This window comes from Streptococcus sp. 2018110 (genome assembly GCF_019754115.1).
GTDB classification, from domain to species: domain Bacteria; phylum Bacillota; class Bacilli; order Lactobacillales; family Streptococcaceae; genus Streptococcus; species Streptococcus hashimotonensis.
This window is the reverse complement of the sequence record NZ_JAIJZO010000004.1, coordinates 39,304-65,029: the sequence shown is the minus strand read 5'-3', so window position 1 is coordinate 65,029 and position 25,726 is coordinate 39,304. Positions and strand designations below refer to the sequence as shown.

Annotated in this window: 26 protein-coding genes; 23 read left to right on the top strand and 3 right to left on the bottom strand. The window is 41.9% G+C overall.

The genetic code is table 11. The features are described from left to right. Positions 1-17 precede the first annotated feature (17 nt). The 12 genes from rplA (at position 18) to K5Q34_RS04205 (ending at position 9,584) form a co-directional block, all read left to right on the top strand. Complete coding sequence (gene rplA / locus K5Q34_RS04260; protein WP_004194879.1) at positions 18-707, top strand: 50S ribosomal protein L1; 690 nt, start codon at positions 18-20, stop codon at positions 705-707. A 106-nt stretch (positions 708-813) separates the two neighbouring features. Continuing rightward, positions 814-1,104 carry a hypothetical protein gene (locus tag K5Q34_RS04255; RefSeq protein ID WP_012775208.1) on the top strand — a complete coding sequence of 97 codons (291 nt, stop codon included), beginning with the start codon at positions 814-816 and terminating at the stop codon, positions 1,102-1,104. An 8-nt stretch (positions 1,105-1,112) separates the two neighbouring features. Then, positions 1,113-1,901 (top strand): glutathione-dependent disulfide-bond oxidoreductase, encoded by a 789-nt coding sequence (yghU, locus tag K5Q34_RS04250; protein ID WP_105151184.1) that lies wholly within the window; start codon positions 1,113-1,115, stop codon positions 1,899-1,901. Between the two features lie 254 nt (positions 1,902-2,155). After that, complete coding sequence (locus K5Q34_RS04245; RefSeq protein WP_221864585.1) at positions 2,156-3,796, top strand: polysaccharide biosynthesis protein; 1,641 nt, start codon at positions 2,156-2,158, stop codon at positions 3,794-3,796. Between the two features lie 166 nt (positions 3,797-3,962). Next, complete coding sequence (pyrH, locus tag K5Q34_RS04240) at positions 3,963-4,697, top strand: UMP kinase (RefSeq protein WP_015445263.1); 735 nt, start codon at positions 3,963-3,965, stop codon at positions 4,695-4,697. Positions 4,698-4,830: 133 nt separating this feature from the next. Further along, complete coding sequence (gene frr, locus K5Q34_RS04235; protein ID WP_024384951.1) at positions 4,831-5,388, top strand: ribosome recycling factor; 558 nt, start codon at positions 4,831-4,833, stop codon at positions 5,386-5,388. A 131-nt stretch (positions 5,389-5,519) separates the two neighbouring features. Then, positions 5,520-6,374 (top strand): RNA-binding virulence regulatory protein CvfB, encoded by an 855-nt coding sequence (gene cvfB, locus K5Q34_RS04230; protein WP_221864563.1) that lies wholly within the window; start codon positions 5,520-5,522, stop codon positions 6,372-6,374. Between the two features lie 9 nt (positions 6,375-6,383). Beyond that, positions 6,384-7,304: a 2-dehydropantoate 2-reductase gene (locus tag K5Q34_RS04225; protein ID WP_024416302.1), complete on the top strand. Its 921-nt coding sequence runs from the start codon at positions 6,384-6,386 to the stop codon at positions 7,302-7,304. Between the two features lie 9 nt (positions 7,305-7,313). After that, the gene (locus K5Q34_RS04220; protein WP_023369741.1) at positions 7,314-7,769 is read left to right on the top strand and encodes a DUF1801 domain-containing protein; all 456 of its coding nucleotides are present in this window, start codon (positions 7,314-7,316) and stop codon (positions 7,767-7,769) included. 5 nt (positions 7,770-7,774) lie between these two features. After that, positions 7,775-7,990 (top strand): YozE family protein, encoded by a 216-nt coding sequence (locus K5Q34_RS04215; protein WP_205028657.1) that lies wholly within the window; start codon positions 7,775-7,777, stop codon positions 7,988-7,990. A gap of 78 nt (positions 7,991-8,068) precedes the next feature. After that, a complete protein-coding gene (locus K5Q34_RS04210; protein WP_205028658.1) occupies positions 8,069-9,091 on the top strand; it encodes a PhoH family protein in 1,023 nt (340 codons plus the stop codon). After that, positions 9,081-9,584, top strand: coding sequence for an N-acetyltransferase (locus K5Q34_RS04205; protein WP_221864562.1), 504 nt, complete (start codon positions 9,081-9,083; stop codon positions 9,582-9,584). The genes K5Q34_RS04210 and K5Q34_RS04205 overlap by 11 nt, the downstream gene beginning before the upstream one ends. A gap of 44 nt (positions 9,585-9,628) precedes the next feature. Here the strand turns inward: K5Q34_RS04205 and K5Q34_RS04200 are convergent, their stop codons facing one another. Then, complete coding sequence (locus K5Q34_RS04200) at positions 9,629-10,267, bottom strand: MBL fold metallo-hydrolase (RefSeq protein ID WP_202846035.1); 639 nt, start codon at positions 10,265-10,267, stop codon at positions 9,629-9,631. Positions 10,268-10,374: 107 nt separating this feature from the next. Here K5Q34_RS04200 and K5Q34_RS04195 point away from each other — a divergent pair, with 107 nt between their 5' ends. The 4 genes from K5Q34_RS04195 to proC all read left to right on the top strand — a co-directional run bounded on the left by K5Q34_RS04195 (position 10,375) and on the right by proC (position 16,172). Then, complete coding sequence (locus tag K5Q34_RS04195) at positions 10,375-12,843, top strand: bifunctional DnaQ family exonuclease/ATP-dependent helicase (RefSeq protein ID WP_398578128.1); 2,469 nt, start codon at positions 10,375-10,377, stop codon at positions 12,841-12,843. Between the two features lie 154 nt (positions 12,844-12,997). Then, positions 12,998-14,074 (top strand): glutamate 5-kinase, encoded by a 1,077-nt coding sequence (gene proB, locus K5Q34_RS04190; protein ID WP_029998657.1) that lies wholly within the window; start codon positions 12,998-13,000, stop codon positions 14,072-14,074. Between the two features lie 64 nt (positions 14,075-14,138). Next, positions 14,139-15,377 (top strand): glutamate-5-semialdehyde dehydrogenase, encoded by a 1,239-nt coding sequence (locus K5Q34_RS04185; protein WP_172115109.1) that lies wholly within the window; start codon positions 14,139-14,141, stop codon positions 15,375-15,377. Between the two features lie 9 nt (positions 15,378-15,386). Next, a complete protein-coding gene (gene proC, locus K5Q34_RS04180) occupies positions 15,387-16,172 on the top strand; it encodes a pyrroline-5-carboxylate reductase (protein WP_172115106.1) in 786 nt (261 codons plus the stop codon). Positions 16,173-16,195: 23 nt separating this feature from the next. Here the strand turns inward: proC and K5Q34_RS04175 are convergent, their stop codons facing one another. Next, complete coding sequence (locus K5Q34_RS04175; protein ID WP_044781820.1) at positions 16,196-16,600, bottom strand: TetR/AcrR family transcriptional regulator; 405 nt, start codon at positions 16,598-16,600, stop codon at positions 16,196-16,198. Between the two features lie 126 nt (positions 16,601-16,726). Between K5Q34_RS04175 and K5Q34_RS04170 the strand changes: the two genes are divergently transcribed. Beyond that, the gene (locus K5Q34_RS04170) at positions 16,727-17,578 is read left to right on the top strand and encodes a DegV family protein (RefSeq protein WP_172115104.1); all 852 of its coding nucleotides are present in this window, start codon (positions 16,727-16,729) and stop codon (positions 17,576-17,578) included. 253 nt (positions 17,579-17,831) lie between these two features. Here K5Q34_RS04170 and K5Q34_RS04165 read toward each other — a convergent pair whose 3' ends face one another. Then, on the bottom strand, positions 17,832-19,091 hold the full coding sequence (locus K5Q34_RS04165) for a PLP-dependent aminotransferase family protein (protein ID WP_172115102.1): 1,260 nt from the start codon (positions 19,089-19,091) through the stop codon (positions 17,832-17,834). Positions 19,092-19,213: 122 nt separating this feature from the next. On the opposite strand from K5Q34_RS04165, the gene yaaA reads away from it, so the two are divergent. The 6 genes from yaaA to K5Q34_RS04135 all read left to right on the top strand — a co-directional run bounded on the left by yaaA (position 19,214) and on the right by K5Q34_RS04135 (position 25,523). Further along, positions 19,214-19,948 (top strand): peroxide stress protein YaaA, encoded by a 735-nt coding sequence (gene yaaA, locus K5Q34_RS04160; RefSeq protein WP_172115100.1) that lies wholly within the window; start codon positions 19,214-19,216, stop codon positions 19,946-19,948. A 101-nt stretch (positions 19,949-20,049) separates the two neighbouring features. After that, positions 20,050-21,495, top strand: a complete 1,446-nt coding sequence (locus K5Q34_RS04155) for an LCP family protein (protein WP_105242330.1) — start codon at positions 20,050-20,052, stop codon at positions 21,493-21,495. 17 nt (positions 21,496-21,512) lie between these two features. Continuing rightward, entirely contained in the window at positions 21,513-22,202 is a 690-nt protein-coding gene (locus K5Q34_RS04150) for a YveK family protein (RefSeq protein ID WP_024400832.1), read from the top strand. Between the two features lie 9 nt (positions 22,203-22,211). Further along, entirely contained in the window at positions 22,212-22,895 is a 684-nt protein-coding gene (locus K5Q34_RS04145) for a tyrosine-protein kinase (protein ID WP_024407532.1), read from the top strand. A 40-nt stretch (positions 22,896-22,935) separates the two neighbouring features. Continuing rightward, positions 22,936-23,667, top strand: a complete 732-nt coding sequence (cps4B, locus tag K5Q34_RS04140) for a capsular polysaccharide biosynthesis protein Cps4B (protein ID WP_221864560.1) — start codon at positions 22,936-22,938, stop codon at positions 23,665-23,667. A gap of 29 nt (positions 23,668-23,696) precedes the next feature. Further along, a complete protein-coding gene (locus tag K5Q34_RS04135; protein ID WP_105119472.1) occupies positions 23,697-25,523 on the top strand; it encodes a nucleoside-diphosphate sugar epimerase/dehydratase in 1,827 nt (608 codons plus the stop codon). The last annotated feature ends 203 nt before the right edge of the window (positions 25,524-25,726 follow it).

The window sequence follows — 25,726 nt, the reverse complement described above, 5'->3', positions numbered from 1 at the left end:
ACAAGGAGACATATAACATGGCTAAAAAAAGCAAAAACTTGCGTGCTGCTCTTGAAAAAATCGACAGCACAAAACTTTACAGCGTAGAAGAAGCTGTTGCTCTTGCAAAAGAAACTAACTTCGCTAAATTTGATGCGTCAGTTGAAGTTGCTTACAACTTGAACATCGACGTACGTAAAGCTGATCAACAAATCCGTGGTGCAATGGTATTGCCAAACGGTACTGGTAAAACTTCACGCGTTCTTGTTTTCGCACGTGGTGCTAAAGCAGAAGAAGCAAAAGCTGCTGGTGCAGACTTTGTTGGTGAAGACGACCTCGTTGCTAAAATCAACGGTGGTTGGTTGGACTTCGACGTTGTTATCGCAACTCCAGATATGATGGCGGTTGTTGGACGTCTTGGTCGTGTACTTGGTCCACGTAACTTGATGCCAAACCCTAAAACTGGTACAGTAACAATGGATGTTGCTAAAGCAGTTGAAGAGTCTAAAGGTGGTAAAATCACTTACCGTGCTGACAAAGCAGGTATCGTACAAGCTCTTATCGGTAAAGTATCATTTGACGCTGACAAACTCGTTGAAAACTTCAAAGCTTTCCACGATGTAATGGCTAAAGCTAAACCAGCTACAGCTAAAGGTACTTACATGACTTCAGTATCAATCACAACAACACAAGGTGTTGGTATCAAAGTTGATCCTAACTCACTTTAATCAATAGAAAGATTGTCTTAGGGCAATCTTTTTTTCTTGAGATTTTCTTGACAAGCACTTGATTTCGATTTATACTATATTCAATTTACATAAAAGGAGTTATCCAATGAAAGTAGCAGAGAAAGAAGAGCTTTATAAATACCTTTCTGCAGCCTACAACCTTCCGCAGGAAGCATTTTCAGAAGCCCTGCGTGAAAAAATATTGGAGGTAGCAGGTCAGCTGGACAAGGAGGAAAATCTCTATATACTGGCAGGACACTTAAGTCGCTTTATCAATGCAGAGTTAACAGCTCTGACTTGCCGAGCGCCTAAGGAATTGGTGCAACTAGCCCATTACCTTCAAGAGGTTCAAAACCATTATCGCTATGCCAGTCTTTTTCCAGGAAAGGTAAAATAGGAGAAAACATGACAGAATATACAAAACCACTCGTTTGGAAGTGGGAAGATGAAAATGACAACCGATCTGGCAACCGTCCAACAGCGGGCAGTCGCTTTGAGCAAGACCTACCAAAGGGAGAGAAGCCTTTCCAAGTCTATTCATTGGGGACGCCGAATGGCATTAAGGTTGCTATTATGTTGGAGGAGTTGAAAGAGTTAGGTATTTCGGAAGCTGATTATGACCTCTTTCTCATCAATATCGGTCAAGGGGACCAATTTGGCTCCGATTTTGTTGCCATCAACCCCAACTCCAAAATACCAGCTATGGTAGATTATTCCGAGCAAGAACCGATTTCGGTCTTTGAATCAGCCAATATTCTCCTCTACTTGGCAGAAAAGTTTGAGGCCTTCCTACCAAAAGCTTGGGCAGAGCGGACAGAGGTTCTTAACTGGCTCTTCTGGCAAACTGGTGCCGCTCCATTTGTTGGTGGAGGATTTGGACATTTCTTCCATTACGCTCCGACAGCGCAAGAATATCCGATTAATCGCTATACAATGGAAACTAAGCGTCAGCTGGATCTCTTGGATCAGTTATTGGCGACAAGAGAATATGTAGCTGGAAATACCTATACCATCGCAGATATTGCTATCTGGTCTTGGTATGGTCGCTTGGTTCAAGGAGAGCTATATCCAGGTTCGGCAGAATTTTTAGATGTTGATTCTTACAAGCATCTAAAGTCCTGGGTAGAGAAAATAGCCCAACGCCCAGCTGTACAACGAGGGTTGACAGTGAAATATCATTCAATTGATAATTAATTGACTTGCCCACCTTATGGGTGGGTTTTTCTTTTACTTTGGTATGATAAAAGTTTATAATGAAAGAGTTAGACTTTGTGAAAATCCAAAAATAGAAATTAATAATTGATACTCAATGAAAATCAGAATTAGACTAGGCGACGTAGATGCAGATAGAACTGAAGTTCATCAAATCAAGTCAACAACGTCTGATTTTGATTTTCGAAGAGTATGAGTTTTTCCTGTCTTATATTTACATAGAAAGTAATAGAAAAATGTCCGAAAAAGTTGAAATGCAGCAGTCCAAAGAACAGGCGACAATGGCCAGAGGCTTGGCTTGGTTGACTGCTGGAAATATTCTTAGTCGCCTGCTTGGTGTTGCCTATGTTATTCCCTGGTATATTTGGTTAGGGGAATATCGAGCTGAAGCCAATGCCCTCTTTAGTATGGGGTATCAAATCTATGCCAACTTCTTATTGATTTCAACAGCTGGTCTTCCGACAGCTATTGCCAAACAAGTAGCTAAATACAATGTCTTGGGTAAAGAAGAGGTGTCGCTCTACTTGGTCAGAGAATTCTTCAAGCTCATGTTGGTCTTTGGAGCTGTCTTTGCAGGGGTCATGTATCTAAGTGCTCCGTGGTTGGCAGACGCATCGGGGTCGAAGGAAAAGTTACTTCCAGTCATGTATAGTCTAGTCCCGCCTCTCTTCATCTTCCCAGCCATGAGTATCTTGCGTGGTTTTTTCCAAGGTCGGCACGATATGAAGCCCTATGCGATCAGTCAGCTTGCAGAGCAACTGGTACGGGTTATCTGGATACTGGCAGCAACATTTATGATTATGAAGTTGGGTAGCGGTGACTATCTTGAAGCGGTTGTCCAATCTACCTTTGCAGCTTTTGTCGGGATGATTGCTAGTGTTGGGATTTTAGTTTATACTTTATGGAAGCAAGGTTACCTTGGTAAGTTGCTTCATGCTAAGAAACAAAAGATTTCTTTGGATACAGGTCAACTTATTAAGGAAACTGTTCGAGATGCGATTCCAATTATCATTTTAGGTCTAACGATTCAATTATTGCAGTTTATTGACCAAGTTACATTTATTCGTGTTATGGAAAAAATTACGAATTACAGTAATTCGGAACTTTTGGAACTTTATTCGTATATGGCTGCCAATCCAAGTAAGATTACGATGATGATTATCGGGATTTCACTGAGTCTGGGAAGTGTTGCTATTCCATTGATTACAGAGAAATTTGTCAAGAAAGATTTGAAGGCGGCGTCTCATTTAGTGGCGGATAATCTACAATTACTCTTTATATTCACTATACCGGCAATTGTTGGAACAGTCCTGTTAGCTGGGCCACTCTATACGATTTTTTACGGACCGTCAGAGCCTATCGCCATTACTCTATTCATTTGGAACTTATTTTTAATTTTACCTCTGGGACTATATTCTGTCATTAGTGTAGTCATTCAAGCCATATTTGAAAATAGAAGAGCGATTTATTATTTCTTGATTGGGATGTTAGTGAAAATCGTTTTACAAGTACCAATGATCTATGTCTTTAAGGTATATGGTAGCTTTATCTCAACGATATTTGGGTTGGGAATTATGCTGTATCTCTTCTATAGACGAATTGACAAGGTTCTGCATATTGATGAAAGACTAGTGATAAAAGATATTGCGACCATTAGTTGGATTTCTATCGTAATGGGGATCGTTGTATGGGGGATTGAATTTGTCCTGAATCTTATCCTTCCAGCAAATGGCTATGTATCTAGCTTTATCCACTTGGCTGTTGCAGGTGGAGCAGGTGTGCTTGTTTTTGTCATCTTGACATTGAAGACTCGTCAGCTAGATCGTTTAATTGGAAGTCGGGCTCAGAGTTTACGGAGGAAATTGCGCCTAGGCTAGTTTGTTTTAAAAATCTCTATTTTCTACTATTGAAAAGTTGGGAAAAAGAGGCGTTTTAGAATGTGAGAAGGAAAGTTCGTTGAGGATTTTCCTTTTTTCTTGGAGATTTCAGTATAAAAAAAACGGTTTTTGTGGTAGAATAGTAGGGATAAAAAAGAGGAGAGAGATGATGAAACCTAAATACGAACGTATTCTAATCAAACTATCTGGTGAGGCCTTGGCTGGTGAACGTGGTGTCGGTATTGACCTTAAAACTGTTCAGGAAATGGCAAAGGAAATTCAGGAAGTCGCAGAATCAGGTATTCAGATTGCCCTTGTTATTGGTGGTGGTAACCTTTGGCGTGGAGAACCTGCTGCTGAAGCGGGTATGGATCGAGTTCAAGCAGACTATACAGGCATGTTGGGGACTGTTATGAATGCTCTTGTAATGGCTGATTCCCTTAAACAGCTTGGTGTGGATACACGTGTGCAGACAGCGATTGCGATGCAGTCAGTTGCAGAGCCTTATATTCGTGGTCGTGCTCTTCGTCATCTTGAAAAGGGTCGCATTGTTATTTTTGGAGCAGGTATTGGTTCTCCGTACTTCTCAACGGATACGACAGCGGCTCTTCGTGCTGCAGAAATTGAAGCGGATGCGATTTTGATGGCTAAAAATGGTGTGGATGGCGTCTACAATGCTGATCCGAAGAAAGATGCTAATGCAGTTAAATTCAATGAATTGACCCACCGTGAAGTGATTAGTCGTGGTTTGAAAATCATGGATGCGACGGCATCAACTCTCTCAATGGACAATGATATTGATTTGGTCGTGTTCAATATGAATGAACCAGGAAATATTAAACGTGTTGTCTTCGGTGAGCCAATCGGTACTACCGTTTCAAATTCTTCAGAAGAAAAATAAATCATATCGTCATTTAGTTTTTCTTTTATTACTTCGTTAATTCGCCTTGCCTAACTTCAGTTATGCCTGTGGCTCGTTGCCTAGTACTAAAAGTAAACTAAAAGACTGTAAAAAATACAAAGAAGGAAGTCTTATGTCTAAAGAAATTATTGCTAAAGCGCAAGAGCGCATGAATCAATCTCATCAGAGTTTGGCACGTGAATTTAGCCACATTCGTGCTGGCCGTGCCAATGCTAGTTTGTTGGACCGTATTTCCGTTGAGTACTACGGTTCTCCAACACCATTGAACCAGTTGGCTGGTATTACAGTGCCAGAAGCGCGTGTTCTATTGATTACTCCGTTTGATAAGTCAATCTTGAAGGATATTGAGCGTGCTTTGAACGCTTCAGATCTTGGTTTGACGCCTCAATCTGATGGTACTGTTATCCGTTTGGTTATTCCTGCCCTTACAGAGGAAACTCGTAAGAACTTGGCGAAGGATGTGAAAAAAGTTGGCGAAAATTCAAAAGTTGCTATCCGCAATATCCGTCGTGATGCCATGGATGAAGCAAAAAAAGCTGAAAAAGCAAAAGAAATCACTGAAGACGAATTGAAGTCACTTGAAAAAGATATTCAAAAAGTAACAGATGATGCTATCAAGACAATTGATAAAATGACTGCCGACAAAGAAAAAGAATTGTTGGAAGTTTAATCAACACGTTTTTAGGCTACAAAAACAGATCATCACCGGGCTGTCTAACTTCCAGTGGTGAACCAATAAGAAATCTAATGGGGGGAGTTAGACAAGACTTTCCCCACTTTTTAATCAGAAAGAAGAAAATCATGAATGATTTATTAGCACAGTATATCGTTGGTTTAGTGACTGACGAAAACGATCAGTTTTACTTTGTCCAAAAAGAGGGTAGAACCTTTGCTCTTTCTAAGGATGAAGGAGAACATAGTCTAGGTCAATCTGTTAAGGGATTTGCCTATACCGATATGAAACAAAAACTCCGTTTGACAACTAAGGAAGTTGGGGCGAGTCGTACCAGCTTTGGTCGGGGAACTGTCACAGAGGTACGTAAGGATTTGGGTGTCTTTGTGGATACAGGTCTGCCAGACAAGCAAGTGGTTGTTTCCTTAGACATTTTGCCTGAAATCAAGGAACTCTGGCCGAAAAAAGGGGATCAGTTGTACGTCAAATTAGACGTCGATAAAAAGGACCGCATTTGGGCTCTGCCAGCTTTTCAGGAAGATTTTCAGAAAATGGCTGGACCTGCTTATGACAATATGCAAAACCAAACTCTGCGAGCGATTGTCTACCGTTTGAAAATGAATGGTACTTTTGTTTATTTGCCAGACAACAACATGCTTGGTTTTATCCACCCAAGTGAACGCTTTGCGGAACCACGTTTGGGTCAGGTTTTGGAGGCGCGTGTCATCGGCTACCGTGCAGTTGATCGGACCTTGAACTTGTCTCTCAAGCCACGTTCATTTGAGATGCTGGAAAATGATGCCCAGATGATATTGACTTATCTGGAAAGCAATGGAGGTTTCATGACCTTGAACGATAAGTCTGCTCCGGAAGATATCAAGGCCACCTTTGGTATTTCCAAAGGGCAATTCAAAAAAGCTCTTGGTGGTTTGATGAAGGCTGGAAAAATTAAACAGGATTCTTTGGGAACAGAGTTGGTGTAGGGGGCGTCTATGCTAGTATATATTGCTGGTAGTGGGGCAATGGGGTGTCGTTTTGGTTATCAATTGTCTAAGACAAATCATGAAGTGATTTTGTTGGATAATTGGGAAGAGCATATCGAAGCGATTCGAGAAAACGGCTTGAAAGTGACTGGAGATGTAGAGGAAACTGTACACTTGCCTATCATGAAACCGACCGAAGCAACGAGAGAAGCAGATTTTATCATTCTATTGACAAAGGCTGATCAGTTGCCAAAGATGTTGCGGGATATTAAGCCGATAATCGGTCCAACTACCAAGGTTTTGAGTCTCTTGAATGGTTTGGGGCATGCGACGACCATGCGTCGGTACGTGCCAGATGAAAGTATCATGGTTGGGGTGACCATGTGGTTGGCGGGACTAAAGGGTCCTGGACATGCTCACTTAGAAGGTCCGGGTTCTATGTCCGTTCAGCATATTCTTGGTAATGAGCAATCAGTTGCGGATATTATTGAAATGCTGAATGAAGCTGGGCTAAATGTGACCTATGACAATCATGTTGTCAGTGCTATTTGGCAGAAAGCCTGTGTCAATGGTGTGATGAATCCAACTTGTACCATTTTAGACTGTACAATTGGTGAATTATTTGGTACGGAGGCTGGACTGAATCTAGTACAGGGGATTTTCAAAGAATTTATTGCTGTTGCTAAGTCTGAGGCAGATGGAATTGACGAAGAAGCTATTTGGAAATATGTTATTGATGCTTCGAAGAAGGCTTCCAATCACTATCCATCTATGCACCAGGATTTGGTCCAACATGGTCGAAAGACAGAAATTGATTATCTGAATGGAGCAGTTGTATTCAAAGGCAAGCGAGCAGGTATCCCTACGCCATACTGTCAGATGATAACAGACATGGTTCACGCCAAGGAAAGTATGCTGGGGTTGAGATAGTAGAAAGTCATGCTGATTGAAGTGGAAACGATTGAAGAATATATGGCTGCCTTGCCTGAGAATCGGAAGGAAGCGGTTGAACGGCTCCATCAAGTGATTGTGGAACAGTTACCAGCTGGTTTTGAAGTAGGCATCTTGGGTGGTATGATTAACTATTATGTGCCGCTTACTGCCTACCCTGATGGTTATCATTGCACACCGGGAGAGCCCCTGCCTTTCCTTGCCTTGGCATCACAAAAGGCACACATCGCCCTCTACCACATGGGAATCTATATGGACCAAGAATTGAATGATTGGTTCGTTGCTGCTTATCAAGCACAGGTGCCTACCAAACTGGATATGGGCAAGTCCTGTGTTCGCATGAAAAATCCCAAGAATATTCCTTATGAATTGATAGGGGAATTGGTTAGTAAGATGTCTATGGAGCGCTATATAGAGCTCTACGAAAAAAATCATAGAAAGTAGATGTAGTGAGAAAAAGTTTTTATTCTTGGTTGATGACCCAGCGCAACCCGAAAAGTAATGAACCAGTAGCTATCTTGGCAGATTATGCCTTTGATGAATCTGATTTTCCTAAGCAATCAGATAATTTTGATGAAGTCAGTCGTTTTTTGGAGGAATCGGCCAGTTTTGCCTTTTCCATGTCTGATTTTGATGCGATTTGGGAAGATTATTTGGGACATTGATGGATAAAATAGTACAAAATAGCCTTGTTTGGGCTATTTTTGTTATAATAGAGAAAAGCACAGGAAAAGGAGCAACTCTTGCTAGAACATTCAATTGATATTCAACTCAAGCATCCAGATGATTCGTTTAGTCTATTTGGTTCGAATGAACGCCATCTGAGATTGATGGAACAGGAACTAGGTGTGGTTATTCATGCCCGTACGGAAAAAGTGCAGGTGATTGGCCAGGAAGAACATGTAGAACAGGCACGTCTTGTTATCCAGTCTCTCCTTGTCTTGGTGAGTCGTGGTTTGGTTATCAATACGCCAGATGTGGTCACAGCTATTTCCATGGCAAAAAATGATGAGATTGAGAAATTCGTTGCCCTCTATGAAGAAGAGATTATCAAGGACAACTACGGAAAACCCATTCGCGTAAAGACCCTTGGACAAAAACTCTATGTGGACAGCGTAAAGCGTCATGACATCGTGTTTGGAATCGGTCCTGCTGGTACAGGTAAGACCTTCTTGGCGGTTACTCTAGCTGTAACAGCCCTCAAGCGGGGACAGGTCAAGCGGATTGTTCTGACACGTCCTGCGGTAGAAGCAGGCGAAAGTTTAGGCTTTTTGCCAGGGGACTTAAAAGAAAAAGTAGACCCCTATTTGCGTCCTGTCTATGATGCCCTCTACCAGATTTTGGGCAAGGAGCAGACCACGCGCCTAATGGAGCGGGAAATCATCGAGATTGCACCGCTGGCCTATATGCGGGGGCGGACCTTGGAAGACGCCTTTGTCATCTTAGATGAGGCGCAAAATACCACCATTATGCAGATGAAGATGTTCCTGACCCGTCTGGGCTTTAATTCCAAGATGATTGTCAATGGGGATATTAGTCAGATTGACCTGCCACGCAAGGTTAAGTCAGGCCTGATTGATGCGACGGAGAAACTAAGCAAAATTCCGCAGATTGATTTCGTACATTTTTCAGCCAAGGATGTGGTTCGCCATCCAGTTGTTGCCCAGATTATCAATGCCTATGAAGAAGAGGCTCTGGCAGCTGATAGTCGAGCAAGTTTTGAAACGATTGGGAAGCCTAGTCGGAGCGAAGAGGATGAAGGTTAGTCAATTTTCAAATCGTTATCAAGTACGAAAGTTAGCAGACGCCGACTTGGAGCCGGTTTTAGCACTCTACCAGACCAACCCTCTCTATTTTGAACATTTTCCACCCTTGCCTAGTCTGGAAAGTTTAGCAAATGACCTTGTCAACTGTCCGCCAGGTAAGGAGCTATCAGATAAATATTTTCTAGGATTCTGGGACAAAGAGCGATTAGTTGCCATCCTAGACCTAATTGACGGCTATCCGACTGCAGAGATTGCCTATATCGGACTTTTTATGGTGGATTCAAGATTGGCTGGTCAGGGTCTTGGCTCAAAGATCATAGCGGAGCTCCTATCTCAGTTAGCAAGTCACTTCAAAAAAGTGCGTCTAGGCTATGTAGAAAGCAATCCTCAGTCCAGTCATTTTTGGTCCAAAGTTGGATTTTGTCCAACTGGTGAGGTCAAAGAAATAGCTGGAAAAACAATCGTCATAGCTGAACATGCATTAGATGAATAATAATAAAAACTGCCTGGTTCAATCAGAACTGGGCAGTACTTATTTTACATTCTAAAAAATGGATTGAAATTTTTCTCATGTCCAACGCTGGTGTTTTGACCGTGACCTGGATGGACAGTATAGTGGTTTGGCAGGGTAAAAATGTGTTCTCTGATACCCGCAATCAAGTCGTCAAAATTGCTGGTAGGCAGGTCTGTACGTCCCACAGTTTCGCGGAAAAGAGCATCTCCTGTAATGACTGCTTCAGCTTCTGGGAAGATAAAGGATACCCCGCCGATGGAGTGGCCGGGTGTTGGCACAACCTTGAAATGAAAACCGTCAAACTGGTAGTCTTCTTGGTATTGGAAGATTTTTTCAGCAGGTCGGCAGACTACATTTTCCATATCATCATGACGAGGTAGACCTGATAGATTCATCTCTGGTGTGTAGAGCCAGCTGGCTTCACTTTCAGCCACATAGACAGGTGGGAAATTGTAGGTCTCACGCAGAATGTCCAAGCTCATAATATGGTCATAGTGAGTGTGAGTCAGGAGAATAGCCGAAATTGGTTTTCCGATTTTTTCGATAGTTGCTTGAATTTTTGTCCAGTCACTCCCAGGGTCAATGATAATCAGATGGGTATCATTTTCAAGGTAGTAGGTATTTTGAAAAGCGACAGGATTGACAGATTTGTGAATAATCATTCTTTTTCCTTCTTCTAACAGTTACTGATGTTACTAGTCTAACAAAAAAACACGTCTTCTTCATGGAATTTGTTTGGAGCTTTTTCCATGAGAGGGAATATGCTATAATGAACAGTATGAAAGACACAAGAACAAGCAATCGGTATGCCGTTGTCGATTTGGAAGCAACTGGTACAGGTACCGATGCAAAAATCATTCAAATCGGGATTGTTCTCGTTGAAAATGGAGAAATCATTGACAGTTACGCAACGGACATCAATCCCTATGAGCTACTGGATGACCATATCAAGAATCTGACAGGTATCACAGACCAACAGCTAAGTCAGGCTCCGGATTTTGGTCAGGTAGCAAGTACCATTTATGACATGATTGGAGATGCTATTTTTGTAGCCCATAATGTCAAATTTGATGCCAATCTCTTGGCAGAAGCACTCTTTTTTGAAGGCTATGAACTGTTGACGCCACGTGTAGATACGGTGGAATTATCACAGCTATTTTTCCCGACTTTTGAAAAATACAGCTTGGGAAATCTTGCAGAGCATTTGGAACTTGGTTTGGACCAGGCGCACACGGCCATATCAGATGCCATGGCTACGGCGCGCTTGCTCATCAAAATTCAAGAGAAAATAAAGAGCTTACCCAGGTCTATTGTTGAAAAGATTCTTGATTTGGCGGACAATCTGCTCTTTGAATCCCGTCTGGTCATTGATGAAATGGTGCCTGTTCTGTCAGAAAACCTATCATACGATTTAGAATCTATTCATGGCTTGGTCTTGAAAAAGCCAGAAGAAATCAAGTCGGCCTACCGATTATCTGAAGATTTTTCGACCAATATTGCCCTTCTCGGCTTGCATGAACGCAAAAAACAAACTGCATTTGCTCAAGTAGTAGAAAAACGCTTGGCAGATGCAGAAAAAGTGCATTTTATACAGGCACAGGCAGGCTTGGGGAAGACTTACGGTTATCTCTTGCCTTTACTTGCTAAGTCAGACCAGCCTTTATTGGTCACCGTACCGACCAAGCTCCTTCAAGAGCAGATTATGGAAAAGGAAGGGAGCAAGCTTAAAGAGATATTTCGTATTCCCATAGTCTCTCTAAAATCGCCCAAGCATTTTATCAAGTTAGACAGCTATTGGAGAACCCTGCAAAGGCAGGATGATAATCGCCTGGTCAATCAATTTAAGATGCAGGTCCTGGTCTGGCTGACAGAAACTCACACAGGCGATTTGGACGAACTCAAGCAGAAACAACGCTATCAAGCCTACTTTGATGAGATTGCCCACGATGGGAAATTGGAGACTGAAAGTCTTTTTGGGGGCTGGGATTTTTGGCAACGGTTGAACCAACAAGCTCTCTCTAGTAGATTGCTCATTACCAACCACGCTTATTTTCTCAACCATCTTAAGGATCAAGACCCTCTCATGGATAAGCGTCTGGTGGTGATTGATGAAGCTCAAAAGTTTCTCTTGGCTGCTGAAAATCTAGCGACGGCTTCGCAAGATTTGACAAGTATGTTACAAGTATTGCAAAGTAAAAAGGACAGAGCGACGACTATTTTGGACCAACGCTTGTATGAGTCTTGCCAGTTTGAACTCAACCATTTTTTGAGTCGTTTTCGCCAGCATGGTCAACGAGAGGTTCAAAAGGCTGAACTTCATCAACTTGGTCAGAACCTGGTGGAGCTTGGAGATGTTGATTTGAACGACTTGCATCAGCTCATAGACTATTACGATACCTTTTGGTTGGAGGAGAAAAATTTAGAAGAAAAGCGGCTTGCCTATTTGCGGGGCTCCAAGGACAGTCTCCTAAATGCGACCAGCTACCTGCCTGATACCAAGATTTTCTGCATCAGCGCCACCTTGACCATCAGCAAAAAGGTCAGTCTGGCGGATCTGCTGGGCTTTGAGCAGGTCACTTTGGATTTGATACCGACTCAAACTGTGACCAACCAGCAGCTGCTTTTTCCGACTCATCTCCCCGACATCCTCGCTTGGACCAAGGAGGAGCATGCAGCTTATTTGGCTACTACTTTAAGAGAAATAGCAGAGCTGGGACGACCGATTTTGGTCTTGTTCACATCGATTTCTCTGCTCTTGCAGGTGTCGGATTTGTTAGAAGACAATAACATTCCCCACCTAGCCCAGCACAAGCATGGACAGGAAATGACACTCAAACGCAAATTTGAACGAGGGGAATGCCAAATTTTACTCGGCACAGGCGTATTCTGGGAGGGAGCTGACTTTGCCAGCCAGGACCAATTGATTCAGGTCATTACAAGGCTGCCATTCGACAATCCAAAGGACCGTTTTGTCCAGAAAATCAATCACCATCTACGTAAGGAAGGGAAAAATCCATTTTATGATTACAGCCTACCTATGATGATGATTAAGTTGCGTCAAGCCATTGGACGCACCAATCGACATGACAAACAAGATTCTCTAGTCTTGGTATTAGATCCTCGCATCCATACCAAACGCTATGGACAGCAAGTTCTCTCCTTCTTTGAGAAGGATTATCAAGTGTTACAGCCTAGCGAAAGTGAAATGGTAACAATCTCACAGGAATTTTTTGAATAGATTAAAGGGAGGCGACAAGTTCTCCTTTTAGTTTTGAGTATAAGCTTACCTATTTCTAGGAATTTTCCCTCATTCTCTGCTAAATAACATTGATTTTCTTTATACCTAAAATATGGTATAATTTTCCAAATATTAGTTTTTGTGAGAAGAGATTATGACAGAAAAAACAATCGTATTTAAGGTGGGCACCAGCTCTCTGACCCAAGAAAATGGCAGCCTGGACCGGATCAAGATTGCTCGGATTACCAATCAGTTGGCTCAGTTGCATCAGAAGGGCTACCAGATTGTGCTGGTGACTTCGGGCTCAATTGCTGCTGGTTTTCGGAGATTGGGATTTGACAAGCGACCGACCAAGATTGCGGAGAAACAGGCTTCTGCAGCAGTGGGTCAGGGCTTGCTGATTGAGGAATACACGCAGAATCTGATGAAAGACGGTATTGTGTCGGCTCAGATTTTGCTGACTCAGGATGATTTTGCGGATGCCAGACGTTATCAGAATGCCTCTCAGGCCTTGCAGGTTTTGCTCAAGCAACGGGCTATTCCCATTATCAATGAAAATGATACCATTGCCATTGAGGAAATCAAGGTGGGGGACAACGATACCCTGTCTGCCCAGGTGGCTTCGCTCTTGAAAGCAGACCTCTTGGTGCTTTTGACGGATGTGGACGGGCTTTACACAGCCAATCCCAACAGCGATCCGACTGCCCAGCATTTGCCTGAAATCAAGGAAATTACGGAAGATTTGTTTGCCATGGCGGCAGGAGCAGGCTCGTCCAACGGGACTGGTGGCATGACCACAAAATTGCAAGCGGCACAGATTGCGACCAAGTCAGGCGTGCCCGTCTTTATCTGCTCTTCAAAAGAGGATACCGCTCTCTTACAAGCAGTCACCCAAGCCAACCGTGGCACCCTCTTTTTAGCAGATGACCATGCTATGAACCAACGCAAGCAGTGGATGGCCTTCTACGCCCGAACAGATGCAGCGGTTGAAGTGGATGCGGGAGCTGTTGAGGCGATGTTGCACCAAGGTCGCAGTTTGCTAGCTGCTGGTGTCAAAGCTCTTGAAGGTGACTTTGAAGTGGGGCAGGTTGTGGAAGTTTACAGCCAGGCAGACCACCGTTTGATTGGTAAAGGGCGGGTCAAACTGTCCTCTAAAGACTTACAGGACCAGTTGGCAAATGGCAGAGCAGAGGGCGTGTTCATTCACCGCAACGATTGGGTGAGCTTATAGTTATTCAGTTTATCTTGATTATGTTGACGAGCGAGCAAACTGAAAGACTAAGTAGGAGAAATTTATGACAACAACACAAGCATTATTAGATAGTTTATTGGCTCACAAGGCTTCAATCAACCTTGCGACAACCGAACAGAAAAACCAGGCCCTGTCAGCTATGGCAGACCAGTTGGTTGCTCAGACGGAGGTAATTTTAGCAGGCAATGCCATTGATATGGAGAATGCCCAAGGAAAGATTAGTCAGGTCATGCAGGACAGACTGCTCTTGACTGCAGAGCGGATTGAAGCTATGGCAGACGGCATTCGTGCCTTGATTGGCTTACCCGATCCTGTTGGACTAGTCTTGGAAGAAACCACTCGGGCAGACGGCTTGAACATTCGCAAGAAATCTATTCCCTTTGGCTTGGTAGGAATGATTTACGAAAGTCGTCCAAATGTGACCTCAGACGCTGCTGCCCTTGCTATCAAGAGCGGAAACGCAGTCATTTTGCGTGGTGGCAAGGAAGCCTTTCATTCGGCTCAAGCCATTGTCACAGCCCTCAAGGCTGGTTTGGAGAAGGCGGGTCTTTCGCCAAAAGTCATCGAGTTGGTCCAAGATACCAGCCGGACCTCTGCGACGGAATTGATGACTGCCAAAGGCAAGATTGACCTCTTAGTGCCACGTGGCGGTGCAGGACTCATTCAAGCCGTCGTTGAAAATGCGACAGTCCCTGTCATCGAAACTGGGACAGGTATCTGCCATGTCTATGTGGACAAGGACGCAGACTTGGACAAGGCCCTTCAGATTGTTGTCAATGCCAAAACCAGTCGTCCCTCAGTCTGCAATGCAGCGGAAGTCTTGCTGGTTCACGAAGCCATTGCCAGTCAATTCCTACCTCGTTTGGAAGAAGCTATTGCTGGTCAGGTGGAGTTACGTGCTGACAGTCAAGCCCAGGCTATTCTAAACCAATCCATACCAGCAGGCGACCAAGATTTTGACACAGAATTTTTGGACTATGTCTTGGCTGTCAAAATTGTTTCAAGTGTAGAAGAAGCTATCAGCCATATCGCTCAACACTCGACAGGGCACAGCGAGTCCATTGTGACGGAAAACAGCCAGACGGCTGAACTTTTCACACTCTATGTGGATTCGGCGGCGGTCTATGTCAATGCTTCGACACGATTCACAGACGGTGGTGAGTTCGGTCTAGGCTGCGAGTTGGGCATTTCCACCCAGAAGATGCACGCCCGTGGTCCTATGGGCCTGCGTGAGATGACCACCTACAAGTACATCATCACCGGCGACGGCCACATTCGTTAGGAGGACAAGATGAAGATTGGATTTATCGGACTGGGCAACATGGGAGCAGCCCTGGCCCAAGCGGTCAGCCAGCAGCCAGATACCCAGCTCCTACTCAGCAACCATAACCCAGCAAAAGCCCAGGCTCTTCAAGAGAAGGTGGGCGGTCAGCTTTTTTCTAATGGGGAAATCGCAGAGCAGGCCGAGGTCATTTTCCTTGGGGTCAAGCCTCACCTGATTGAGTCCGTTTTGTCAGCCTTACAGGACCAGATTAGCCAGAATCCGTCGGCTATCTGGATTTCCATGGCAGCTGGAGTGACCATTGACAGCCTGGCAGAATTTGTGTCGGCAGATAACCTCATTCGAATCATGCCTAACACACCTGTCGCTATCGGCCAAGGTATGACAACCTATAGCTTGGTCAATCCAGAGCTTGCTCCGCTATTGGAACAAATCCTAGAAAAATCAGGCAAGGTCCAGCAGGTGCCAGAGAGTCTGATCGACGCAGCGACGGCTATCGCAGGCTGCGGACCAGCCTTTGTCTATCAGATGATTGAGGCCCTGACCGATGCCGGTGTGCAGAACGGACTGACGGCTCAAGACGCCAAAGTTCTTGCAGCTCAAACCCTAACAGGTACCGCTCAAATGGTCTTGGACAGCGACAAGCACCCAGCCCAGCTCCGACAGGAAGTGACCTCACCAGGCGGTTCGACCATCGCAGGCGTGGTAGCTCTTGAAAAAGAAGGCTTCCGTTACGCCATCATCAAGGCAGTCGCTGCTGCCCTCAAAAAGACGAGAAAATTGGGTAAAAAATAGAAAGCAAGCAAAAAACGGGACATTTAATCCCGTTTTGTTTTTTCCTTGATCCATTGACTGACGTTGGACAGGGTTTTGCTTTGCTCTGCCTTGCGTTTTTGTTCTTGGACAAAATCTGCAAAGCTTTGCTTGACGCCGTCCTTTTGAACTTTATCCTGCAAATCATGCCATTTCTTTTTAAGGTTGCTGGAAGTCCGTTCGTAATAAATCTCTAAAATTTCTTCTTTTGACTTATAATTGCGATAGAAAGCGTTGCGAGAAACTCCCGCTTTACGAACCAATTCAGATACCGAAATTTGCTTGAGCTCCTTTTTCTCTAGGAGAAATAGCAGAGCAGTTTCTATTGATTCCTTAGTCAGTTGATTCGCTTCTTTATTTGATTGATAGAGGTTTTTCAAAGATTGGGGTGAAATTTTACGACCTGCCATAGTTTTCCTTTTCCGAGTGTCCCATCTGAAAGAAAATGCTTTCAGATGGGGTAGTTTAATGATATAATTGTAAGTAAATAGAGATTTATTGTCAAATAAAAAAGTAAAATTGGAAATGAGAATATTATGTCAAAATGGAAAATTGTTGCAGATTCGGGTTGCGACTATCGTCAATTAGCTAATCTAGCTCCGGATACGGAATTTATTAGTGTGCCACTTACCATTCAAGTTGGAGAACAAGCATTTGTTGATGATGCAAGCTTGGATATTGATCACATGATGGAGGTGATGGAGGCATCTAAGGCTGCAGCTGGGTCGGCGTGTCCAAGTCCGCAGGCTTATCAGGCAGCTTTTGAGGGAGCTGAGAACATTATTGTTGTGACGATTACAGGTGGGCTATCGGGGAGTTTTAATGCGGCACGTGTAGCTAGGGATATGTATATAGAAGAGCATCCGACTGTCAATATCCATTTGATAGATAGTTTGTCAGCTAGTGGGGAAATGGATTTACTTGTAGACGAAATCAATCGCTTAATTGGTGCAGGATTAGATTTTCCACAAGTAGTAGAAGCGATAACTCACTATCGGGAACACAGTAAGCTTCTCTTTGTTTTAGCGAAGGTTGATAATCTTGTTAAGAATGGAAGGCTGAGCAAATTGGTAGGCACTGTCGTTGGTCTTCTCAATATCCGTATGGTTGGTGAGGCAAGCGCTGAAGGAAAATTAGAGTTGCTTCAAAAGGCGCGTGGTCATAAGAAATCTGTGACAGCGGCCTTTGAAGAAATGAAAAAAGCAGGCTATGATGGTGGTCGAATTGTCATGGCCCACCGCAACAATGCCAAGTTTTTCCAACAATTCTCAGAGTTGGTAAAAGCAAGTTTTCCAATGGCTGTTATTGACGAAGTTGCAACATCAGGTCTATGCAGTTTTTATGCTGAAGAAGGCGGACTTTTGATGGGCTATGAAGTGAAAGCGTGATTCACAGAGTAATACTCAATGAAAATCAAAAGTAGCCTAGGAAACGAAGTCGAAGATAGAACTCTGTTACTATCTTATTTCAAGGTAACAGGCTGAAAACCTCCACTGGAGCTTTTCACTCATCAAGGCTCTTGACAATGGATCATTTTGATTTTCGAAGAGTATAACAATTTTGGGATGTAATTTCCACTATAGAATAATCCCCCTCGTCTTTTAAGTTCGAGGGGGATTGTTTGTATGAGGTTATTAGATTTTATTCATTCAAATATCTTACGAATTGCTCCAGCTTATCTGCAAAATCTTGTTCAAAGAAGATCTGTAAGAAATCAGCATTCTGTCCGCTGAAATAATAACACTTTCCAAACATGTGTTGGATGCTAGGTGAAAGAATTCCCTTGCTTAGCTGAAAGGTCACGCTCCCTTTGGAAATTCGATATGGGATGTTCAAAGCGTATTTCTCTAAACAATCTTTTATTTTATTCCACTGAGCGTGATAAATATGATGAAGATGCTGTGTGTTTCGTGCAAACATACCGTTATCAATGTAGAGTGAGAGAGCTTTTTGCATGATAAGATTGGTATCGTAATCGATTAGACTCTTATGTTTGATGAAGGTATCACGTAGCTGGTTAGGAAGGCTGATTGCACCGATTCGGAGGGCAGGAAAGAGTGTCGGTGTAAAAGATTTTATGTAGATGACACGATTATCTGTATCAAGATAGTGTAAAGGTAGGCTATGACTAGAGTCGAAATCTGCCAAATAGTCATCCTCAATGATGTAGACATCGTATTGCTTTGCTAATTTTACGATGGCTGTTTTTGTTGCTATATCATAGGTTGAACCGAGAGGGTTGTGCAAGCGAGGAATTGTGTAGAAAAACTTAATTTTTCCAGTTTGGAAGATACTTTCCAATTCTTCTAGGTCAATTCCATCTAAATCCCGTTCAATTGTTTGATAGGGGATTCCTTGATGTCGAATGAGCTCGATCATTCGTGAGTAGGTAGGGTTCTCTATCAAGATTTCCGTTTTTCCAGCCAAGGTTTCCATTTGTGTGAGAATATATAGAGCTTGTTGACTACCAGCTGTGATAACCAGCTGGTCTTTTTTTGTATAGACATGATAGTCCATTAACAGACTTTGAACGGAGGAAATCAATTCTGCCAATCCCTCTTGCTGGTGATAGTAGTTGAATAGGTAATTTTCCCGCCCAATAAGACTTTCGTTTAGACAAATCCGAAAATCTTCATAGGGTAATTCTTGAAAGTCTGCAGGATTGAGCTCTACAGTATGGTCTTGGAAATCTCTATCTTCTAAGATATAATAACCGCTTTTTTCGACAGCGTAGATCTTATTTTGGTACTTTAATTCCAACATAGCCTTTTGGACAGTGTCTTTGCTACAATGATAGTGCTCGCTGAGTTGACGGATAGAAGGTAATTTCTCTCCACGTTTGAATCGGTGTTCCTCTATTCCAGTCAAAATATCTTGGATGATAACTTGATATTTTTTCATCTAAGCCCCCTTTTTTATAGACTATGTTACTAGCTAGTATATAGGAAAAGTTGCAGAAATACAATATATGAATAATGGGGTTGAGGCTCAGGAATTAAGCTACTCTATGGTATAATTAAGTGATGAAAATAATTATACCTAATGCAAAAGAAGTAAATACAAATCTAGAGAATGCCTCGTTTTATCCCCTGTCTGATCGAAGCAAGCAGGTGCTGGATGCCATCAGTCAATTTGATGTAAAAAAGATGGCTGCCTTTTATAAATTGAATGAAGAAAAGGCTGAGTTAGAAGCTGATCGTTGGCATCGAATCAGGACAGGTCAAGCAAAAACCTATCCAGCCTGGCAGTTATATGATGGTCTTATGTATCGTTATATGGATAGGCGAGGTATAGATTCGAAAGAAGAAAATTACCTACGTGATCACGTTCGTGTTGCGACAGCCTTATACGGATTGATTCATCCTTTTGAATTCATTTCACCTCACCGCTTAGATTTTCAAGGGAGCTTAAAGATAGGCAATCAGTCTTTGAAACAGTACTGGCGACCGTATTATGACCAAGAAGTTGGTGATGATGAACTGATTCTCTCGTTGGCTTCGTCAGAATTTGAGCAGGTGTTTTCTCCACAGATTCAGAAAAGATTAGTTAAAATTCTTTTCATGGAAGAAAAAGCAGGTCAGCTAAAAGTTCACTCGACTATATCAAAAAAAGGTAGAGGAAGATTGCTGTCCTGGTTGGCTAAGAACAATATTCAGAAATTATCGGACATTCAAGATTTTAAGGTGGATGGCTTTGAATATTGTGCTTCCGAATCAACGGCAAACCAACTGACCTTCATCCGATCAATCAAAATGTGAAATAATGAACAAGATAACGTTTTCTGATGTTGAGTGTATCTAGAAAAATCTTGATTTCTATGGTATAATGGGTAAGTTATAAGTAAAAAGGAAGGTTGTTTATGAAAAAGAGAAGCGGACGGAGAAAATCGTCTAAGCTCAAGTTGATAAATTTTGCGCTTTGGGGACTTTACGCCATTACTTTATGTCTATTCTTAGTGACCATGTATCGCTATAATATCTTAGATTTCCGGTATTTAAATTATATTGTGACGCTTTTGCTAGTAGGAGTGGCAGTATTGACTGGATTATTGATGTGGCGTAAGAAAGCGCGTGTCTTTACAGCACTCTTACTCGTTTTTTCACTCTTTATTACTTCAGTTGGAGTATATGGAATGCAAGAAGTTGTTAAGTTTTCGACACGACTAAATTCAAATTCGACATTTTCAGAATATGAAATGAGCATCCTCGTCCCAGCAAATAGTGATATTACGGATGTTCGTCAGCTTACTAGTATTTTATCTCCTGCCGAATACGACCAAGATAACATCACCGCTTTATTGGATGACATATCCAAAATGGAGTCTACTCAACTAGTGACTAGCCCCGCGACCTCTTACCTGACAGCCTACCAATCTATGATAAATGGTGAGAGTCAAGCGATGGTCTTCAACGGAGTTTTTACCAATATTTTAGAAAATGAAGATCCAGACTTTTCTTCAAAAGTGAAAAAAATATATAGTTTCAAAGTGACTCAGACTGTTGAAACAGCTACTGAGCAGGTGAGTGGAGATAGCTTTAATATCTATATTAGTGGTATTGATGCTTATGGACCGATTTCTACGGTCTCTCGTTCAGATGTCAATATCATTATGACTGTCAATCGTGCGACACATAAGATTTTATTGACAACTACTCCACGAGATTCATACGTTGCTATCGCAGATGGCGGGCAAAATCAATACGATAAACTAACACATGCTGGGATTTATGGTGTCAATGCCTCTGTGCATACCTTAGAAAATCTTTATGGTATCGACATCAGTAATTATATCCGACTCAACTTCACTTCCTTCTTACAGTTGATTGATTTGGTTGGTGGTATTGATGTAGAAAATACCCAAGAATTTACAAGTCGTGTTGGTGGCTACTATTTTCCTGTTGGTCAGGTTCACTTAAATGCAGAGCAAGCGCTAGGTTTTGTTCGGGAACGTTACTCACTTGAGGGAGGGGATAATGATCGCGGTCAAAACCAAGAAAAAGTCATTGCAGCCCTCATAAAAAAATTGAGTTCACCAGATAATCTAGCGAATTATCAAGCTATTCTAACTGGTTTGGAAGGATCTATCCAAACAGATTTGAGCTTAGAAACGATTATGGGCTTGGTAAATACCCAATTAGAGTCAGGAACACAATTTACAGTAGAGTCACAAGCATTGACAGGAACAGGACGCTCAGATTTATCTTCTTATGCGATGCCTGGATCACAACTTTATATGATGGAAATTAATCAAGACAGTCTGGAGCAAGCAAAGGCAGCGATTCAGTCTGTACTTGTTGAAAAATAAAGATTTTAGGAGAAAATATGAACAACCAAGAAGTAAATGCAATCGAAATCGATGTTTTATTCTTACTAAAAACAATTTGGAGAAAGAAATTTTTAATTCTCTTAACTGCAGTGTTGACTGCGGGGTTGGCATTTGTCTACAGTAGCTTTTTAGTGACACCTCAATATGATGCGACAACTCGTATCTATGTAGTAAGCCAAAATGTAGAAGCTGGTGCCGGGTTGACCAACCAAGAGCTACAAGCGGGTACCTATTTGGTAAAAGACTATAAGGAAATTATCCTATCACAAGATGTATTGACACAAGTAGCAACGGAATTGAATCTGAAAGAGAGTCTGAAAGAAAAAATTTCAGTTTCTATTCCTGTTGATACACGTATCGTTTCTATTTCCGTGCGTGATGCGGATCCAAATGAAGCGGCACGTATTGCAAATAGCCTTCGCACCTTTGCAGCACAAAAGATTGTTGAGGTCACCAAGGTAAGCGATGTGACGACACTTGAAGAAGCAGTCCCAGCAGAAGAACCAACCACTCCAAATACAAAACGAAATATCTTGCTTGGTTTATTAGCTGGGGGTATCTTGGCAACGGGAATTATCTTGGCTATGGAAGTTTTGGATGACCGCGTAAAACGTCCACAAGATGTGGAAGAAGTTATGGGCTTGACCTTGCTTGGTGTGGTGCCAGATTCGAAGAAATTGAAATAGGAGAACAATATGGCAACGTTAGAAATTGCACGTACAAAAAGAGAGATAGTAAATAAAACCGAGGAATATTTCAATGCTATCCGTACTAATATTCAGCTTAGCGGAGCAGATATTAAGGTTGTTGGTATTACCTCTGTTCAGTCAAATGAAGGTAAGAGTACAACTGCGGCTAGTCTCGCTATTGCCTATGCTCGTTCAGGTTATAAGACCGTTTTGGTGGATGCGGATATCCGAAATTCAGTCATGTCTGGTTTTTTCAAACCTGTTACAAAGATTACAGGTTTGACGGATTACTTAGCAGGGACAACAGACTTGTCTCAAGGATTATGCGATACAGATATTCCAAACTTGACCGTCATTGAGTCAGGAAAGGTTTCACCTAACCCTACTGCCCTGTTACAAAGTAAGAATTTCGAGAATTTAATAGCTACACTTCGTCGCTACTATGATTATGTCATTGTTGACTGTCCACCGCTAGGATTGGTGATTGATGCAGCTATCATTGCTCAGAAATGTGATGCGATGGTTGCAGTAGTAGAAGCTGGGAATGTAAGACGCTCAGCTGTTAAGAAAGTAAAAGAACAACTGGAACAAACAGGGACGCCGTTCTTGGGAGTTATATTGAACAAGTATGATGTAGTCACTGAAAAATATGGTGAATATGGAAATTACGGAAATTACGGCAGAAAATGATTTCCTCTTGATGGTATAAGTTTGATAAGTAGGTATTAATATGATTGATATTCATTCGCATATCATATTTGGTGTGGATGACGGCCCCAAAACTATTGAAGAGAGCCTAAGTTTGATAGGCGAAGCTTATCGTCAAGGTGTTCGCTATATCGTAGCGACATCTCATAGACGAAAAGGAATGTTTGAAACACCAGAAAAAGTTATCATGACTAACTTTCTTCAACTTAAAGAAGCAGTAGCAGAAGTTTATCCTGAAATACGATTGTGCTATGGTGCTGAATTGTATTATAGTAAAGATATCTTAAGCAAACTTGAAAAAAAGAAAGTACCAACACTTAATGGCTCGCGCTATATTCTCTTGGAATTCAGTATGAATACTCCTTGGAAAGAGATTCAAGAAGCAGTGAACGAAGTGACGCTACTTGGGCTAACTCCCGTACTTGCTCATATAGAACGATATGATGCCCTAGCGTTTCATGCAGAGAGAGTAGAAGAGCTAATTGACAAGGGATGCTATACTCAGGTAAATAGTAACCATGTGCTGAAGCCCGCTTTAATTGGCGATCGAGCAAAAGAATTAAAAAAACGCACTCGGTATTTTTTAGAGCAGGATTTAGTACATTGTGTTGCCAGTGATATGCATAATTTATCTAGTAGACCTCCGTTTATGAGGGAGGCTTATAAGTTAATAACAGAGGAATTTGGCGAAGATAAAGCGAAAGCGTTGCTGAAAAAGAATCCTCTTATGCTATTAAAAAACCAGGCGATTTAAACTGGTTACTCTAGATTGTGGAGAGAAAAATGGATTTAGGAACTGTTACCGATAAACTTTTAGAGCGCAACAGTAAACGATTGATACTCATGTGCATGGATACGTGTCTTATTACAGTTTCCATGATTTTGAGCAGGCTGTTTTTGGATGTTATTATTGACATTCCAGATGAACGCTTCATTCTTGCAGTTTTATTTGTTTTAATATTCTATCTGATTATCTCAGTTAGACTAAAGGTTTTTTCGCTAATTACCAGGTATACTGGATATCAAAGTTATGTGAAAATAGGACTGAGTTTGATATCCGCTTATTCATTATTTTTAATCATTTCAATGATTCTATGGCAGACCTTTAGTTATCGTTTCATCTTAGTATCCTTATTTTTGTCGTATGTAATGCTCATTACTCCGAGGATTATTTGGAAAGTCTTACATGAGACGAGAAAAAATGCCATTCGAAAGAAGGATAGCCCACTAAGAATCTTAGTAGTAGGTGCTGGAGATGGTGGGAATATTTTTATCAATACCGTCGAAGATAGAAAATTGAATTTTGAGATTGTCGGTATAGTTGACCGTGATCCAAATAAACTTGGAACATTTATCCGTACCGCTAAAGTTTTAGGAAATCGTAATGATATTCCACGATTGGTAGAAGAATTAGCTGTTGACCAAGTGACGATTGCCATCCCTTCTTTAAATGGTAAGGAGAGAGAGAAGATTGTTGAAATCTGTAACACTACAGGAGTGACCGTCAATAATATGCCGAGCATTGAAGACATTATGGCGGGGAATATGTCTGTCAGTGCCTTTCAGGAAATTGACGTAGCAGACCTTCTTGGTCGACCAGAGGTTGTTTTAGATCAGGATGAATTGAATCAGTTTTTCAAAGGGAAAACAATCCTTGTCACAGGAGCAGGTGGCTCTATCGGTTCAGAGCTATGTCGTCAAATTGCTAAGTTTACGCCTAAACGCTTGTTGTTGCTTGGACATGGAGAAAATTCAATCTATCTTATTCATCGAGAGTTACTGGAAAAGTACCAAGGTAAGATTGAGTTGGTCCCGCTCATTGCAGATATTCAAGATAGAGAATTGATTTTTAGCATAATGGCTGAATATCAACCCGATGTTGTTTATCATGCTGCAGCGCATAAGCATGTTCCTTTGATGGAATATAATCCACATGAAGCAGTGAAGAATAATATTTTTGGAACGAAGAATGTGGCTGAGGCGGCTAAAACTGCAAAGGTTACTAAATTTGTTATGGTTTCAACAGATAAAGCTGTTAATCCGCCAAATGTAATGGGAGCGACTAAACGTGTTGCAGAAATGATTGTTACAGGTTTAAACGAGCCAGGTCAGACTCAATTTGCAGCAGTCCGTTTTGGGAATGTTCTAGGTAGTCGAGGAAGTGTTGTTCCGCTATTCAAAGAGCAAATTAGAAAAGGTGGACCTGTTACGGTTACTGATTTTAGAATGACTCGTTATTTCATGACAATACCAGAAGCCAGTCGTTTGGTTATCCAAGCTGGACATTTGGCAAAAGGTGGTGAAATTTTTGTCTTAGACATGGGTGAACCAGTACAGATACTAGAGTTAGCTCGAAAAGTTATCTTATTAAGTGGTCATACAGAAGATGAAATTGGAATTGTGGAATCTGGAATTCGTCCTGGAGAGAAACTCTACGAGGAATTATTATCAACAGAAGAACGTGTTAGCGAACAAATTCACGAAAAGATTTTCGTCGGTCGTGTCACCAATAAAGAAGAAGAGGTCGTTCAAACCTTTATCAATGGTCTCCTATTAAAAGATAAGGAAGAACTGAGAACTGCCTTGCTTGAATTTGCAAAACAAGAATAAAGAAAGTAAAAGTTATTTTTACTTTCCTAGAGTTTAAACGATGTTTAAGTTCTAGGAAGGTTGGAATACCTCAAAAAGTGAACAGATATGACCCAGTTCGTAGAGTTCGGAAAAATTAGATATTTACAAATAGTTTGTATTGTTGTCAGATTTTATGAGAAGTTTGGTTGACAGAAGTTAGAATGTTTCCGACATTTTAACTG

Bases quoted from the DNA above. Each gene is read 5' to 3' on its own strand.
- proC (WP_172115106.1), top strand. From the start codon at position 15,387: ATGAAGATTGGATTTATCGGACTGGGCAACATGGGAGCAGCCCTGGCC.
- proB (WP_029998657.1), top strand. From the start codon at position 12,998: ATGACAGAAAAAACAATCGTATTTAAGGTGGGCACCAGCTCTCTGACC.
- cvfB (WP_221864563.1), top strand. From the start codon at position 5,520: ATGAATGATTTATTAGCACAGTATATCGTTGGTTTAGTGACTGACGAA.
- K5Q34_RS04175 (WP_044781820.1), bottom strand. From the start codon at position 16,600: ATGGCAGGTCGTAAAATTTCACCCCAATCTTTGAAAAACCTCTATCAA.
- K5Q34_RS04195 (WP_398578128.1), top strand. From the start codon at position 10,375: ATGAACAGTATGAAAGACACAAGAACAAGCAATCGGTATGCCGTTGTC.
- K5Q34_RS04245 (WP_221864585.1), top strand. From the start codon at position 2,156: ATGTCCGAAAAAGTTGAAATGCAGCAGTCCAAAGAACAGGCGACAATG.
- rplA (WP_004194879.1), top strand. From the start codon at position 18: ATGGCTAAAAAAAGCAAAAACTTGCGTGCTGCTCTTGAAAAAATCGAC.
- K5Q34_RS04185 (WP_172115109.1), top strand. From the start codon at position 14,139: ATGACAACAACACAAGCATTATTAGATAGTTTATTGGCTCACAAGGCT.
- K5Q34_RS04255 (WP_012775208.1), top strand. From the start codon at position 814: ATGAAAGTAGCAGAGAAAGAAGAGCTTTATAAATACCTTTCTGCAGCC.
- K5Q34_RS04205 (WP_221864562.1), top strand. From the start codon at position 9,081: ATGAAGGTTAGTCAATTTTCAAATCGTTATCAAGTACGAAAGTTAGCA.
- pyrH (WP_015445263.1), top strand. From the start codon at position 3,963: ATGATGAAACCTAAATACGAACGTATTCTAATCAAACTATCTGGTGAG.
- K5Q34_RS04200 (WP_202846035.1), bottom strand. From the start codon at position 10,267: ATGATTATTCACAAATCTGTCAATCCTGTCGCTTTTCAAAATACCTAC.
- K5Q34_RS04170 (WP_172115104.1), top strand. From the start codon at position 16,727: ATGTCAAAATGGAAAATTGTTGCAGATTCGGGTTGCGACTATCGTCAA.
- yghU (WP_105151184.1), top strand. From the start codon at position 1,113: ATGACAGAATATACAAAACCACTCGTTTGGAAGTGGGAAGATGAAAAT.
- cps4B (WP_221864560.1), top strand. From the start codon at position 22,936: ATGATTGATATTCATTCGCATATCATATTTGGTGTGGATGACGGCCCC.
- K5Q34_RS04165 (WP_172115102.1), bottom strand. From the start codon at position 19,091: ATGAAAAAATATCAAGTTATCATCCAAGATATTTTGACTGGAATAGAG.
- K5Q34_RS04155 (WP_105242330.1), top strand. From the start codon at position 20,050: ATGAAAAAGAGAAGCGGACGGAGAAAATCGTCTAAGCTCAAGTTGATA.
- frr (WP_024384951.1), top strand. From the start codon at position 4,831: ATGTCTAAAGAAATTATTGCTAAAGCGCAAGAGCGCATGAATCAATCT.
- K5Q34_RS04220 (WP_023369741.1), top strand. From the start codon at position 7,314: ATGCTGATTGAAGTGGAAACGATTGAAGAATATATGGCTGCCTTGCCT.
- K5Q34_RS04150 (WP_024400832.1), top strand. From the start codon at position 21,513: ATGAACAACCAAGAAGTAAATGCAATCGAAATCGATGTTTTATTCTTA.
- K5Q34_RS04225 (WP_024416302.1), top strand. From the start codon at position 6,384: ATGCTAGTATATATTGCTGGTAGTGGGGCAATGGGGTGTCGTTTTGGT.
- yaaA (WP_172115100.1), top strand. From the start codon at position 19,214: ATGAAAATAATTATACCTAATGCAAAAGAAGTAAATACAAATCTAGAG.
- K5Q34_RS04145 (WP_024407532.1), top strand. From the start codon at position 22,212: ATGGCAACGTTAGAAATTGCACGTACAAAAAGAGAGATAGTAAATAAA.
- K5Q34_RS04135 (WP_105119472.1), top strand. From the start codon at position 23,697: ATGGATTTAGGAACTGTTACCGATAAACTTTTAGAGCGCAACAGTAAA.